Annotated in this window: 13 protein-coding genes and 1 pseudogene; 7 read left to right on the top strand and 7 right to left on the bottom strand. The window is 72.9% G+C overall.

The annotated features are described in order from the left end of the window. Positions 1–62: 62 nt before the first annotated feature. The 5 genes and pseudogenes from FYW95_RS28775 to era form a co-directional block, all read left to right on the top strand. Positions 63–479 (top strand): annotated as a pseudogene (locus FYW95_RS28775) (PhoH family protein); the annotation flags it as partial. Positions 480–624: 145 nt separating this feature from the next. Further along, the gene (gene ybeY, locus FYW95_RS01635; protein ID WP_159939906.1) at positions 625–1,113 is read left to right on the top strand and encodes an rRNA maturation RNase YbeY; all 489 of its coding nucleotides are present in this window, start codon (positions 625–627) and stop codon (positions 1,111–1,113) included. Beyond that, positions 1,110–2,507: a hemolysin family protein gene (locus FYW95_RS01630; protein WP_159939908.1), complete on the top strand. Its 1,398-nt coding sequence runs from the start codon at positions 1,110–1,112 to the stop codon at positions 2,505–2,507. Before ybeY ends, FYW95_RS01630 begins: the two co-directional genes overlap by 4 nt. After that, complete coding sequence (locus FYW95_RS01625) at positions 2,504–2,848, top strand: cytidine deaminase (RefSeq protein ID WP_159939910.1); 345 nt, start codon at positions 2,504–2,506, stop codon at positions 2,846–2,848. Before FYW95_RS01630 ends, FYW95_RS01625 begins: the two co-directional genes overlap by 4 nt. 20 nt (positions 2,849–2,868) lie before the next feature. Further along, positions 2,869–3,837 carry a GTPase Era gene (gene era / locus FYW95_RS01620; protein ID WP_159939912.1) on the top strand — a complete coding sequence of 323 codons (969 nt, stop codon included), beginning with the start codon at positions 2,869–2,871 and terminating at the stop codon, positions 3,835–3,837. 36 nt (positions 3,838–3,873) lie between these two features. Here era and FYW95_RS01615 read toward each other — a convergent pair whose 3' ends face one another. Next, complete coding sequence (locus tag FYW95_RS01615) at positions 3,874–4,608, bottom strand: IclR family transcriptional regulator (protein WP_159939914.1); 735 nt, start codon at positions 4,606–4,608, stop codon at positions 3,874–3,876. Between the two features lie 271 nt (positions 4,609–4,879). Between FYW95_RS01615 and FYW95_RS01610 the strand changes: the two genes are divergently transcribed. Continuing rightward, positions 4,880–6,205 carry a DUF6986 family protein gene (locus FYW95_RS01610; protein ID WP_159939916.1) on the top strand — a complete coding sequence of 442 codons (1,326 nt, stop codon included), beginning with the start codon at positions 4,880–4,882 and terminating at the stop codon, positions 6,203–6,205. A 6-nt stretch (positions 6,206–6,211) separates the two neighbouring features. Further along, entirely contained in the window at positions 6,212–7,561 is a 1,350-nt protein-coding gene (gene allB / locus FYW95_RS01605) for an allantoinase AllB (RefSeq protein WP_159939918.1), read from the top strand. A gap of 64 nt (positions 7,562–7,625) precedes the next feature. Here the strand turns inward: allB and alc are convergent, their stop codons facing one another. The 6 genes from alc to uraD form a co-directional block, all read right to left on the bottom strand. Further along, the gene (gene alc, locus FYW95_RS01600; protein ID WP_160049894.1) at positions 7,626–8,753 is read right to left on the bottom strand and encodes an allantoicase; all 1,128 of its coding nucleotides are present in this window, start codon (positions 8,751–8,753) and stop codon (positions 7,626–7,628) included. A gap of 89 nt (positions 8,754–8,842) precedes the next feature. Continuing rightward, entirely contained in the window at positions 8,843–9,793 is a 951-nt protein-coding gene (locus FYW95_RS01595; protein WP_160049893.1) for a LysR family transcriptional regulator, read from the bottom strand. A gap of 127 nt (positions 9,794–9,920) precedes the next feature. Continuing rightward, positions 9,921–11,435: a nucleobase:cation symporter-2 family protein gene (locus FYW95_RS01590; RefSeq protein ID WP_159939924.1), complete on the bottom strand. Its 1,515-nt coding sequence runs from the start codon at positions 11,433–11,435 to the stop codon at positions 9,921–9,923. A gap of 217 nt (positions 11,436–11,652) precedes the next feature. Then, positions 11,653–12,549, bottom strand: a complete 897-nt coding sequence (gene pucL / locus FYW95_RS01585; protein WP_159939926.1) for a factor-independent urate hydroxylase — start codon at positions 12,547–12,549, stop codon at positions 11,653–11,655. Between the two features lie 227 nt (positions 12,550–12,776). Then, entirely contained in the window at positions 12,777–13,121 is a 345-nt protein-coding gene (uraH, locus tag FYW95_RS01580; RefSeq protein WP_159939928.1) for a hydroxyisourate hydrolase, read from the bottom strand. Further along, positions 13,118–13,672: a 2-oxo-4-hydroxy-4-carboxy-5-ureidoimidazoline decarboxylase gene (gene uraD, locus FYW95_RS01575; RefSeq protein ID WP_159939931.1), complete on the bottom strand. Its 555-nt coding sequence runs from the start codon at positions 13,670–13,672 to the stop codon at positions 13,118–13,120. Before uraD ends, uraH begins: the two co-directional genes overlap by 4 nt. Between the last annotated feature and the right edge of the window lie 265 nt (positions 13,673–13,937).

Below are 13,937 nucleotides of genomic sequence, written 5' to 3'. Positions count from 1 at the left end.
GCATCCAGGTGGCGGCACAGGACTCCCTGTACGTCACGGAGGACTTCCTGCTTACCCACAACACACTGAACGACTCCTTCATCATCCTCGACGAGGCCCAGAACACCTCGCCGGAGCAGATGAAGATGTTCCTCACCCGGTTGGGCTTCGGTTCCAAGATCGTGGTCACCGGCGACGTCACCCAGGTCGACCTGCCCGGCGGGCAGACCAGCGGCCTGCGCACGATCGAGGGCATCCTGCGTGACATCGACGACATCGCCTTCTGCCGGCTGAGCAGCGAGGACGTCGTCCGGCACAAGCTGGTCGGCCAGATCGTGGACGCCTACGGCCGCTACGACGCCGCCCAGGGCGACTCCCGGGACCGCCGCGGCCCCGCCAACGGCGTCCGCCCCCGGCGCGGTCCGGGGCGGCGCGAGGCCTCCGACACCCCGGCGGAGCCCGAGGCGGGCGACGGCCGGACCGCGGAGCAGGCAGACTGAGGTAGTACGGCGTTCGAACCGGTGGGCCCGTCCAGTACGGGTCCACCGGTTCGGTTGCCACGGGCGCGCCGCCCAAGGGCGTGCCGCACCACCGGCCGGGCGCCCCGCCCGGCCGCCGCTATCCCGAGTGAGGCATCCGCAACCGATGAGTATCGACGTCGCCAACGAGTCCGGCGTCTCGACCGTGGACGAGGAGAGGCTCTCCCGTCTGGCCAGGCACGTGCTCGACGCCATGCGCGTCCACCCGCTGGCCGAGCTGTCCGTCGTGCTGGTGGACGAGGGTCCGATGACCGACCTGCACGTGCGGTGGATGGACGAGCCGGGCCCCACCGACGTGCTGTCCTTCCCCATGGACGAACTGCGCCCCGGAGGCCCCGGCCGCACCAGTGAGCCCGGCGTCCTCGGGGACGTGATCATCTGCCCGCAGGTCGCCGAGCGCCAGGCAGAGAAGGCCGGGCACAGCACCGAGGCCGAGATCGACCTGCTGTGCACCCACGGCATCCTGCACCTGCTGGGCTACGACCACGCCGAGCCCGAGGAGCACAAGGAGATGTTCGGCCTGCAGGCCGAGATCCTGTCCGCGTGGCGTGAGCGCGAGGCCGCGGCCGGTGAAGGGGACGAGAGCGGCCGATGAGCCCGTCAGTGTGGCCCGGCCTGGCCGCGCCGACCGCAGGGGACCCCGCCGGGTGGCTCACCGCCTTCGCGGTGGCCCTCGCCCTGACCGCCGTCGCGGGTTTCCTGGTGGCGGCGGAGGTGGCCGTCACCCGCGTGATGTCGGTCGGGCTGGCCGCGGTCAGCGGGACCGAGGGCTCCGCACGGACGGGACGCCGGTGGGAGCGGGTCATGGCCGACCCCACGCGCCACCTCAACGTGCTGCTGTTCCTGCGCGTGGTGTGCGAGGTGTGCGCCGTGCTGGCCGCCGCGGTGGGCATGGTGTTCCTGCTGGGGCCGGACTGGCCCGCGCTGGTGCTGACCGCCGGGGCCATGGTGGTGGCGGAGTCGGTGCTGATCGCGATCGCGCCGCGCATCCTGGGCCGCCAGTTCTCCGGGCCGGTGGCCCGGGCCAGCGCCGCCGCGGTCTACCCGGTCCAGGTGGTGGTGGGTCCGCTGGCCCAGCTGTTCGTGGGCGCGGGCCGGGCGCTCACCCCGCGCGGCAAGGGCGACCGCGACGGCCCCTTCAGCACCGAGGTGGAGCTGAGGCAGCTGGTGGACCTGGCCGAGCGGGGCGAGGTGATCGACTCCGCCGAGCGGGAGATGATCCACTCGGTGTTCAAGCTCGACGACACGTCCGTGCGCGAGGTGATGGTGCCCCGCCCCGACATCGTGTTCACCTCCCGGGATGACGACGCCGACGAGGTGCTGAGCCTGGCGCTGTCCAGCGGGTACTCGCGCATCCCGGTCACGGGCGAGGACGAGGACGACGTGGTCGGCATCGTCTACCTCAAGGACCTGGTGGAGCGGTTGCGCGACCGCTGGGCGGCGGTCGCGGGCGGCGGGGAGGACGTGTCGCTCACGGCGGGGGACGTGATGCGCCAGGCCACCTTCGTCCCCGACACCAAGCCCATCGACGAGCTGCTGCGCGAGATGCAGAAGCAGCGCAACCACGTGGCCGTGGCCATCGACGAGTACGGGGGCACCGCGGGCCTGGTGACCCTGGAGGACATCGTGGAGGAGATCGTCGGCGAGATCACCGACGAGTACGACCACGAGATCCCGCCGGTGTCCTGGCTGGACGGGGACCGGGTGCGGGTGACCGCGCGCCTGCCGCTGGGCGAGCTGGACGAGCTGTTCCCGGACCGGAACCTGGACGTTCCGGACGTGGAGACGGTCGGCGGCCTGGTCGCCTACGTGCTGGGCCGGGTGCCGGTCGGCGGGGCCCAGGCCGAATACGCTGGTCTCAGGCTCACCCTTGAGGGCAAGAGCAGCCGCCGCAACCGGATGACCACGGTCCTGGTGGAGCGCCTGCCCGACGACTCCGAGTCGGAGCCGTCGGCCGAGAACGACAACGTGAGGAGCACGGATCAGTGACGGAGACCACGGGGCTCGGGCCCGAGGACGGCAAGCTCATCACCCTCGCCCGGGCCTCCCGGGCGCGCAACGCGGCCGCGGAGGGCGCGGCCGTGCGCGACGAGACGGGGCGCACGTACGTGGCCGCCACGGTGGCGCTGCCCTCGTTGAGGCTGAGCGCGCTCCAGGCCGCGGTGGCCGCGGCCGTCTGCGGGGAGGCCTCCGCGCTGGAGGCCGCGGTGGTCGTGACCGAGGCCGCGCAGCTGACCGAGGACGACCGCGCGCTGGCGGAAGACCTGAAGACCCAGCTGGTGGTGATCGCCGCCCCCGACGGGGTGCCCGCGAGCATCACCCGCCGCTGAGAAGGACACCTGAAGGACGCATGAACGATCTCGACCTGGAGAAGCTGCGGGTGCCGCTGGAGACGCCCTCCCACCCGGAGGGCTTCCGCAGCGGTTTCTCGTGCTTCGTGGGCCGCCCCAACGTGGGCAAGTCCACCCTGATGAACGCGCTGGTCGGGCAGAAGGTGGCGATCACCAGCAACCGGCCGCAGACCACCCGGCGCACGGTGCGCGGCATCGTGCACCGGCCCGACGCGCAGCTGATCATCGTGGACACGCCCGGACTGCACAAGCCGCGCACCCTGCTGGGCGAGCGCCTGGACTCGCTGGTGCGGTCCACGCTGGTCGAGGTGGACGTGATCGCCTTCTGCCTCCCCGCCGACGAGCCGATCGGGCGGGGCGACACCTACATCGCCAAGGAGTTGGCGGAGCAGACCAACACCCCGGTGGTCGCCCTGGTCACCAAGACGGACCGGGTGGACAGGGACGCGGTGGGCCGCCACCTGATGGCGGTGAACGAGCTGGGGGACTGGGCGGACATCGTCCCGGTCTCGGCCCAGGGGGGCTTCCAGCTGGAGACCGTGACCGACGTGCTGTGCTCGCACCTGCCGGAGGGGCCGCCGCTGTACCCCGACGGCGACCTCACCGACGAGCCGGACGAGATGCTCGTGGCCGAGCTGGTGCGCGAGGCGGCGCTGGAGGGTGTGCGCGACGAGCTGCCGCACTCCATCGCGGTGGTCGTGGACGAGATGTCCGAGCGGGAGAACACCCGGCCGGGCAAGGAGCTGGTGGACATCTACGCGTCGCTGTACGTGGAGCGACCCAGCCAGAAGGCGATCGTGATCGGGTCGAAGGGCTCGCGGCTGCGCGACGTGGGTTCGCGGGCGCGCAAGCAGATCGAGGCGCTGCTGGGCCGGCGGGTGTTCCTGGACCTGCGGGTGCGGGTGGCCAAGGACTGGCAGCGCGATCCCAAGCAGCTGCGCAAGCTGGGCTTCGACCAGCCGACGTGACGGGCGGGGGTGCGGGGCGCGGCTCCCGCACCCCTTCTAGCTCTGGTTGTTGAGGTCGGTGGCGAGCATGGCGGCGCAGCGGCGCACGATGGGCGCGGCGCGTTCCACGAAGTCCCAGCCCACCCGGGCCTCGGGGCCCGAGACCGACACCGCCATCCCCGAGGGCGCGCCGACCACGGGGGCGGCGACGCAGCGCACGCCGACCTCCTGTTCGCCGTCGTCGATGGCGTAGCCGCTGGAGCGGATGCGCCGCAGCTCGGCCATGAACTTCTCGGGGTCGGTGATGGTGCGCTCGGTGGCGGCGGGCATGCCGGTGCGGCCCAGGGTCGCCCGCGCCTCCTCCTCGTCGAGCTGGGAGAGCAGGGCCTTGCCCACGCCGGCGGAGTGCGGCAGGACGCGCCGTCCGACCTCGGTGAACATGCGCATGGAGTGCTGTGAGGGCACCTGCGCCACGTAGACGACCTTGTCGCCGTCGAGCATCGCCAGGTTGGCGGTCTCGCCCAGGTCCTCCACCAGGCGGGCCAGGTGCGGCCGGGCCCAGGTGCCCAGCATCTGCGAGGCCTTGTCGCCCAACCCGATCAGCCGCGGTCCCAGCGCGTAGCGGCGGGAGGGCAGCTGTCGCACGTATCCGTTGCCCACGAGGGTGCGGATGATGCGGTGGATGGTCGGCAGCGGTAGGCCGGAGGACTCGGCCAGCTGGCTCAGCGAGGTCTCGCCGCCGGCCTCGGCCATGATCTCCAGCAGGGAGAAGGCCCGGTCGAGGGACTGCACGCCGCCGGGGCGTTCACGTTTTCCCTGCTCGTCCGGGTGTAGAGGGGTCTGTGGGGCTGACAACGATCGCGCTCCCATGCTGAGGGCCGTGGGTTCGGGGACCTGCCCCCGTCGGGGTGGGGGCGGCTTTGCGGCATCACTTCTTCTATAGCACGTGGTGCGCGGGCGGTCCGCTCGTCCGGAAGGCTTCCCGCGGTTCCGGGTATTCCTGGAACACCTCTGTGCTCCTTGTTATTCCGGGATGCAAAAGTTAGTATCCGCGATAGGAAAAATGCGAGGGAGAGGACACCACGTGGAAGAGGACCGGACCCTCCGGCCGGGCGCGGGCCGCGATCTGGGCCTGGACGTGCTCACCGCCGGACTGAACGCGCGCCTGGCCGACGCCGACGCCCGGCTCGCCCTGGACTACCCGGGTTCCTCCGGTGACCGGCAGCCCGTGCACACCGTCTACGTCCCCGCGGACCGCGTACGCGCCGGCCTGGCCGCCGAGTGGGGCCGCGCGGCGCTGTCCTGTCTGGACGAGCACGCGCCCGACGCGGCCGCCCTGGCCGCCGCCACCGGCGTGGCCGAGGACGCCGTCGCCGAGGTGCTGCCCCGCCTGCGCGACAAGCTGCGCCGCGAACCCGTCGAGGACCTTCGCGTGGACCTGGAGGACGGCTACGGCGACCGGGGCGACGAGCAGGAGGACCGCGACACCGTGGCCGCCGCCCGCGCCCTGTGCGCGGACCTGGCCGCCGGTCAGGCCCCGCCCGGCTTCGGGGTCCGGACCAAGGGCATGGAGGCGGCCGGACGCGCCCGCGGCACGCGCAGCCTCACCCTGTTCCTGCACACCCTCATGGAGGAGCACGGCTCCCTGCCCGAGGGGCTGGCCCTCACCCTGCCCAAGATCACCTCCGTGGAGCAGGTCGAGGCGATGGCCTGGCTCACCGAGGAGTTGGAGCAGCGCCTGGACCTGCCCGAGGGACGGCTGCGGTTCGAGCTGCAGATCGAGACCCCGCAGTCCGTCCTGCTGCCCGACGGCACGGTGGCCGTGGCCCGGATGATCCGCGCCGGACGGGGCCGGGTCAGCGCCCTGCACTACGGCACCTACGACTACAGCGCCGCCTGCGGGATCACCGCCGCCTACCAGAGCATGGCCCACCCCGTCGCCGACCACGCCAAGGCCGTCATGCAGGTGGCCGCCGCGGGCACCGGGGTGTGGCTCTCCGACGGTTCCACCAACGTGCTGCCCGTGGGCGGGGCCGAGGAGGTCGCCTCCGCCTGGCGCCTGCACGCCTCCCTGGTCCGCCGCTCCCTGGAGCGCGGCTTCTACCAGGGCTGGGACCTGCACCCCCACCAGCTGCCCACCCGCTACCTGGCCACCTACGTCTTCTACCGGGAGGCCTTCGCGCCCGCCGCCGACCGGTTGCGCTCCTACCTGGGCGCCGTGGCCGGGGGAGTGCTGGACGAGCCCGCCACGGCCCAGGCGCTGGCCGCCGCCCTGGTCAGCGGGGTACGCTGCGGGGCGCTGGACGAGGCCGAGGTGGCGAAGGCCGCCGGAACCGACACCGGCACGCTCGCCGCCCTGGCCAGCCGACGCGTCGGACAGGAGAACTGAGCACACATGACCCGACACGATCTCGCCGTCCGCGCCCGCCGCGCCATCACCCCGCAGGGGGAGCGACCCGTCACCGTGGGGGTTCGCGACGGGCGCGTCGTCAACGTCCTGGCCGGGGACGGCGCCCCCCTCATCGCCCGCCGCGAAATGGTCCTGGCCGAGGACGAGGTGCTGCTGCCCGGACTGGTCGACAGCCACGTGCACGTGAACGAACCGGGCCGCACCCAGTGGGAGGGCTTCGCCACCGCCACCCGGGCCGCCGCACTCGGCGGCATCACCACGCTGGTGGACATGCCGCTCAACAGCGTTCCGCCGACCACGACCGTGGCCGGCCTGGAGGCCAAACGCGACGCGGCCCGGGGCAAGCTCGCCGTGGACGTGGGCTTCTGGGGCGGGGCCGTTCCCGAGAACAGCCGCCCCGGCGCCACCAAGGAGCTCGCCGCGCTCTGGGCCGAGGGCGTGTACGGCTTCAAGGCCTTCCTGTCCCCCTCCGGAGTGGAGGAGTTCGGCCACCTCTCGCCGGAGGAGCTGCTCTCGGCGGCCGAGGCGATCGGGGAGTTCGACGGCCGTCTCATCGTGCACGCCGAGGACCCCGAAGTCCTGCGGGAGGCACCGGCCGCGGCCGGGCGCGACTACGCCTCCTTCCTGGCCTCGCGCCCCGACACCGCCGAGAACGCGGCCATCGCCCGGGTGATCGAGGTGGCCCGGGTCACCGGGACGCGGGCCCACGTGCTGCACCTGTCCAGCGCCTCCGCCCTGCCGCTGATCGCGCGGGCCCGCGCGGACGGGGTGCCGCTGACCGTCGAGACGTGCCCGCACTACCTCACCCTGGAGGCCGAGCGGGTGCCCGCGGGGGCCACCCAGTACAAGTGCTGCCCGCCCATCCGCGACGCCGCCAACCGGGACCTGCTGTGGCGGGCGCTGGAGGAGGACCTGATCGACTGCGTGGTCAGCGACCACTCGCCGAGCACGCCGGACCTGAAGGACCTGGACACCGGCGACTTCGGCACCGCCTGGGGCGGGGTGTCCGGGTTGCAGGTCGGCTTCCCGGCCGTGTGGACCGAGGCGCGCCGCCGGGGCCTGTCCCTGGAGGACGTGGTGCGGTGGATGGCCTCCGGGCCCGCGCGCGTGGCCGGGCTGCGGGGCAAGGGCGGGATCGCTCCGGGCAACGACGCCGACTTCGCGGTGGTCGCCCCGGAGGAGTCCTTCCGGGTGGACGTGCGCGAGCTGCGGCACCGCAACCCGGTGAGCCCCTACGACGGGGTCGAGCTGTTCGGGCGGGTGCGCCGCACCCTGCTGCGCGGTGAGGAGGTCGGCGCCGAGGACACGGGCGGCCGGATGCTGGTCCGGGGGTAGCGCCCACCGGGGACGGAAACGGCGGCGGGGCGGAGCACCCCCGCTCCGCGCCGCCGCCTTCGGGTCAGCCGTGCAGGGCGGTCCAGCGCTCGCGCAGGTCGGCGCTGCCGGTTCCGGTGAGGGAGCCGTAGACGTTCAGGCGGGCGATGCCGCCGTCGGGGAAGACGTCGACGCGCACGTGGGTGGCGGTGACCGGGGAGTCCAGGACGAAGCGGTGGGCGCTGTCGGGCTCCAGGCGGGTACGTCCCACGACCTCGAACCAGGCGTCGGGGTCGGCCGAGCGGGCGTCGCGGCCCAGGACGGCCACCCAGCCCGCGGCGTTGCCCTTGTAGTAGGAGGTGTCCAGTTCCAGGGCGCGGACCGAGGCCTGCGCGGTGAGGCGGAAGCGCACCCAGTCGTGGTCGGTGTCGCGGCGGCGCCGGTTCTCCCAGCCGTCGTCCATCTTGGCGGAGCGCCCGGGCGAGATGATGTTGTCCGGGGAGGAGTAGAAGCGGTCCGAGGCGTCCTCGACGGTGCCGCCGTTGACCAGGGCCGCCACGTCGAACCCGCCCAGCGCCTCCAGCCAGTCCGGGTCGGGGACGGGCTCGCCGTACACGCGCAGGCGGGCGACGCCGCCGTCGGGGAACTGCCTCAGCCGCAGGTGGGTCCACCGCCGCTCGGCGGTGACCTCGAAGCCGTTGGCGGCGTGCCCGTACACGGGGGTGCGGGGGACGATCCCGGTCCACTCCGCCTTGAGCAGGTCGTCGGTGGCGGGGGTGCCCGGCAGGCTCGTGGCCTCGACGGAGACCTCACGGGGGTGGTTGCCGCGGAAGTGCGCGGTGTCCACGACCACGCCCCGCACCACTCCGGGCAGGCCGAGCCGGACCAGGGCCCAGTCGTGGTCGTCGGCGTCCGGGTGGGGGTGCTCGGCGCTCACGCCGCGCCGTCGGCGGGTCTCCCAGCCGTCCATGACCTTGCCCTTGTGGCCGAAGGCGTGCGGGTCGAACACGGCGGGTTCGGGCACCAGCAGGTTCTCGCGGTGGGCGAAGAACTCGTCGTTGGCGGCGACCACGCCGCCGCCCAGGCGGCGGTCGGCCAGGTCCACCAGGGCCGAGAAGTCGAGTTCGGTGTGGCGGTAGTCGGCGTAGGGGTCGCCGCCCGCGTAGGGCTTGGCGTTGTAGGCGCGCGGATCGGTGGGCTGGGCCCCGCTCATGTCTCTCCCGGAATGTGGGTTTGTGTCGGACATGTCCAGGTTCGCAAGCGGGAACGGTTACGTCCAGCGAAAGTTTTCGATCATTCTGTTCAGGAAAGCTGAACGGTCTTGTCGGGTGCGGCGATCCCGGCGGCCGTGTCCGCCAGGGCGCGCAGCACCGCGGCGATCTGCGGGCGCCCCTCCGAACCCGAGCGCACGGCCGTCACCACGTGGCGGCGCGGCTGGTCGGGGTGCGGGACCCGCAGGCTGATGCCCGGGGTGTCGCCCACGGCGGCCAGCCGGGGGATCAGGGCCACGCCCATGCCCGCCGCGACCATGTCCAGGATGGCCCGCCAGTCGGAGGCCACGTGCGCCTGCTCGGGTACGAACCCGGCCTGGGCGCAGGCGGCGAGGGTGATGTCGCGCCAGGGCCCCGAAGCGCCGTAGATCCAGGGCTCCCCGGCCAGGTCGCGCAGGCGCGGGGCGCGGGAGGCGGCGAGGCGGTGGTGGGCGGGCAGGGCCACGTCGAGCGGGTCGGTGAGCAGTTCGCGCCGGTCGTAGCGGTCCTGGCCGCCGATCCGGCCGTCGCGCTCGCGGGGGGCCTGGGCGGCCAGGGACAGGCCCAGGTCGATCTCCCCGGCGGAGAGCAGGTCGTAGACCTCCGCGGCCTCGGCCTGGTGCACCCGCGTGGTCAGCTCCGGTCGGGTGCGCCGCAGCCGCCGCAGGGCGGGCACCACCAGGCTGGGGATGGCGGTGGCGAACGCGCCGACGCGCACGTGTCCGGCCTCGCCGCGGGCGAAGCCGGACAGCTCGGCCTCGGCCCGTTCCAGCTGGGCGAGCACGAGGTCGGTGTGGCACAGCAGCGCGTGCGCGGCGTCGGTCAGGCGCACCCGCCGTCCGTGCGCCTCCAGCAGCGTCACGCCCACCTGCCGGGAGAGGGAGGACAGCTGCTGGGAGACGGCTGAGGGGGTCATGCTCAGCGCCTCGGCCGTGGCCCGGACGGTGCCGAACTCCTCCAGGGCGCGGAGGACGCGGAGTTTGCGCAGATCCCAGTCGGTCACCCTGCCAGGGATACCATTCACTCCTGCTGAACGGAAGTCCGAGTTCCGTATCCGCGGGCTGATCAGTTCGGGAGCAGAGGGTTGGGCCGACGCCCCGCACCCGGGGCGGAACGCCGGCCCGCGCGGGTCACCGCCGCGGCTCGTCCAGGGGCTCGGAGCCGCCCTCGCGGTAGGCCGCCCCCGCCTGGTCGGTGTACTTGGCCTCACCGGGGCCGGCGCTGCCGATCTCCTCGGTGTCGATCGCGGCGGGCGCCGAGGCGTCCCGGCCGCGTCCGAGGACGTTGAAGCACACGTTGAGCACGATCGCCACGACCGCCGCCCCGATGATGCCCGAGTGCGCGATCATCTCCACCGACTCCGGCAGGTAGGCGTAGAAGTCGGGGTAGGCCAGCGGGATCACCGCCACGCCGACGGAGGCGGCCACCAGCACCAGGTTGAGGTTGTTGGTGAAGTCCACCTTGGCCAGGGTCTTGATCCCGCTGGCGGCCACGCTGCCGAACAGGACCAGCCCGGCCCCGCCCAGGACGGGGGTGGGGATCGCGGCCATGACCCCGCCCAGCACCGGGAACAGCCCGAGGGCGACGAGGATGCCCGCGCCGGTGGCCACCACGTAGCGGCTGCGCACCTTGGTCAGGGCCAGCAGCCCGATGTTCTGCGCGAAGGAGCTGGTGGGGGTGGCGCTGAGGATCGGACCGATCAGCGAACCGCTCACGTCGGCGCGCAGGCCCGCGGAGATGCGTCTGGCGTCCACCCTGGAACCGGTGATCTCGCCGACCGCGATGATGTGCGAGGCGCCCTCGGTCAGCACCACGAGCATGATCACGCACATGGTGATGATCGCTGCGGCCTCGAACCGGGGCGGGCCGAAGTAGAACACCGAGGCCGGGTTGAACACGAGGTCGGCCTCGCCCACCCGGCTGAAGTCGGCCATGCCCAGGGGCAGCGCGACCAGCGTGCCCACGACCAGGCCCAGCAGGATGGACAGCCGTCCCCAGATGCCGGGGAAGACCCGGGAGCCGACCACGATGACCGCCAGGGTCAGCCCCGCCAGGGCGAGGTTGCCCGGGGGAGCGGCCGGGACGGAGGAGCCGTCCTCCAGCGTGCGGGTGGCGCCGTCCATGATCCACCGGGCGGCCACCGGCATCAGGCTCACGCCGATGACGGTGATGATGGTGCCCGTGACGATCGGCGGGAAGAAGCGGATGAGCTGCCCGAAGAACGGCGTCAGCGCCAGGGCGAAGAGCCCGGCGGCCAGGGAGGCGCCGAAGGCGACGGGCAGGTTCTCCCCGTCCTGGCCCGCGGCGAGCGAGGTGATGGCGCTGACGGGGACGAAGGAGCAGGCCACCACGATGGGCATCTGCGCGCCCAGGCGCCGGTGGCCCACGGTCTGCAGGAGGGTGGCCAGACCCGCCACCAGGAGCGCGCCGCTGACGAGGATGCCCATGGCGGCGGGGTCGCTGGCGAGTCCGGCGGCGGCGCCGATGACCAGGGCCGGGGCCACGGCGCCGGCGTACATGGTGAGGATGTGCTGCAACCCGTAGACGAGCAGGAGCCGCGCGGGCAGCCTCTCGTCCTCGGGGCGGGAGGGGGTGGGCGAGGCGTTCGTTGTGGCCGAGTCCTTGGCGGACGGACTGTTCGACATGGCCAGTTTCCAGCCTTTGCGCTTGTCGGCGCCCGGGAGGGGCCGGGTTCACGGGCACGGGGCCCGGTGGTGTCGCACCGGCACGGCGGCGGCCCGCGGGGCGCGCCGGAGTCCGGGGGAGCCCGCCGCGAAGGGCGGGTCGGAGAGCCGGAGGGTCGCTCCGGCGGGTGGGGGAGGCCGGGGCCCGGCCAGCGAGGCGGGCCCCGGGGACCGGGGGTCACACGAAGCCCGGTACGGCCTTCCAGGCGTCCCCGGCGTCGGGGGCGTCGTCGCGTTCGACGGTGGCCTCGATCTTGCCGTAGGGGCGGTCCGCCGCGAAGAACACCTCGTTGGGGTTGTCCAGGCCGAACGGGGACAGGTCCACGAGGAAGTGGTGGTTGTTCGGCATGGAGAAGCGGATCTCGGCGATCTCCGGGTGCGCCTCCAGGACGGCCCGGCCCATCTCGTAGAGGGTCTGCTGCAGGGCCAGGCTGTGCGTCCGGGCGAAGGCCTCCAGGCACAGGGCGCGGACGGAGGAGTAGGCCTTGTCGAAGTCGTGCTCCACGCCGGCGTAGCGCCAGCGGGCGGTGACGTCGGTGGCCAGGATCCGGTCGGTGGTCTCGGGCAGCGTCGTGTACTTGGTCTTGGGGTAGCCGTGGAACTCCGAGCCGGTGGACTTGAGCACGGTCAGGCCCTCGAAGCCGGAGACCACCCACTCGCGGGCGCCGTCCTTGTTGACCACCGTGGTGCGGGTCTCGCCGCCGCTGCGGGTGAACGCGTGGTCGTGCGGCCCCTCGGAGGTGGTGATGCGCTCCCAGGAGTACTCGTGCACCTCCTGGCGGGCCCCGTGCACGTAGCTGTGCTCGTCCACGAAGTGGCGGGCCAGCCGCAGGGCGAAGTCCTCGATCGCGCCGACGCCGCCCCACTCGCGGGCCTTGGCGTAGACGGTGTTCTTCTGGGTGTCGGTCGGCAGGCACGTGCTGTTGTCACCGACGGTGTGGACCGATTCCAGGTCCCCGCGCAGCTGGGAGGTGACGTTGACGTCCTTGATCCGGTGGACGTCGGTGTCGCGGTTGACGTGGACGAGGCGGACCTCCGCCTTGCCGTACTGGTTCTCTCCGAGTCGGATGCCCATCAGGGTGAACTCCATCCGTGTGGATGCGTGAAGTCGTCATCGTTGGCGCCGGGCGCCGTGCTACGAGGGAGGACCGCTGTGGTCATGCGGAAGGACCTGTCGCGCACTCGAAGAATCAGGTGTCACATCCTGCACCGGGTAAGACGCGTGCCGACCACTCCTCTCTGTTCTCCGGCAGGGGCGCGCCCTCGGGGGCGCGCCGGGGATCCGCGGGTTGCGGCGGGCCGCTAGGAGCCGCGGTAGGTCGAGTAGGCGAACGGGCTCAGCAGCAGCGGGACGTGGTAGTGCGCGTCCTCGTCGGCCAGGTCGAAGACGATGGCGACCTCGGGGTAGAACCCGCGCTGGCCGGTGGCCTCGAAGTAGGCGCCGGTGTCGAAGACGACCCGGTAGTACCCGGCGGCGAGCCGCTCCGGGCCCAGGTCGGGCACGCGCCCGTCGTCGTTGGTGCGCCCCTCCGCGACGGGTTTCCACGCGGTGCGGGCGGTGTCGGCCGCGGCCTCCAGGCGTACGGGGACGTCGCGGGCGGGGCGGCCCAGGGCGGCGTCCAGGACGTGGGTGGTCACGTGGCTCATGCGTCCTCCAGGAGTTTGACCAGGCGCAGCCCGGCGATCTTGCGCAGTTCGTCGCCGACCACGGCCAGTTCGGTGGCGCGGTCGTTGGCCAGGCGCTCGACCAGGTCGGACAGGAGTTCGCGGCTGGAGCGCCCGCTGGCGCAGACCAGGTAGATCTGGCCGAACCGGTCCTCGTACTCGCGCTGGGCGTGGGCGAAGATCCGCTGCACGCGGGCGGAGGCGTCGTCGGTGCCGGCGGCGAAGGCGGACTGCTCCCCGCGCGACCACGCGGACTCGGTGTCCGCGCCGTCGGCCCTCTCCCCGATGCGCGGGTGGCGGGCCAGGGCGGTGGCGGTCTCCTCGGCGGTGATCGAGCGCGCGTGCCGGTCGGCCGACTCCAGGAGCGCGGCCCGGTCGGCGAAGGGGGCCTCGGCGGCCAGGGCCGCGACCCAGCGGTCGACGTTCAGGCACTGCGCGAGTCGGGTGCGCAGCTCCTCCTCCGGCAGGGCGTTCAGGCGGTCCAGGCCCGGGTCGGTTCCGGCCGTCCGCTCCCGCGGGGTGGTCTCGGGCATGTGCTCTCCCGTGGCTCGCGGGGTCCCCGGGTCATCGGCCCCTGGGCCGGTGCCGGTGAACTCCCGTTGAGCTTTCGTAGTGCAGATATCTAATTCCGTATTACGGACTGCACGGACTCTAGTTGATAGCAGTGTGACCCTGTCAACACCCCCGGCGCAATCGTCGCGAAGTCACGGATTTCGTGGTGCGCCACCAGGGGGTTCCGTATCTCCGTACCAAGAGGGCGGGTGGGGGCGGGATTCGCGCGGGGTGGTTGACAAGCGG

It is taken from the genome of Nocardiopsis sp. FR4 (assembly GCF_009830945.1).
Lineage (GTDB): Bacteria > Actinomycetota > Actinomycetes > Streptosporangiales > Streptosporangiaceae > Nocardiopsis.
The sequence above is the reverse complement of the archived record's forward strand: the minus strand, read 5'-3'. Positions and strand labels throughout refer to the sequence as shown.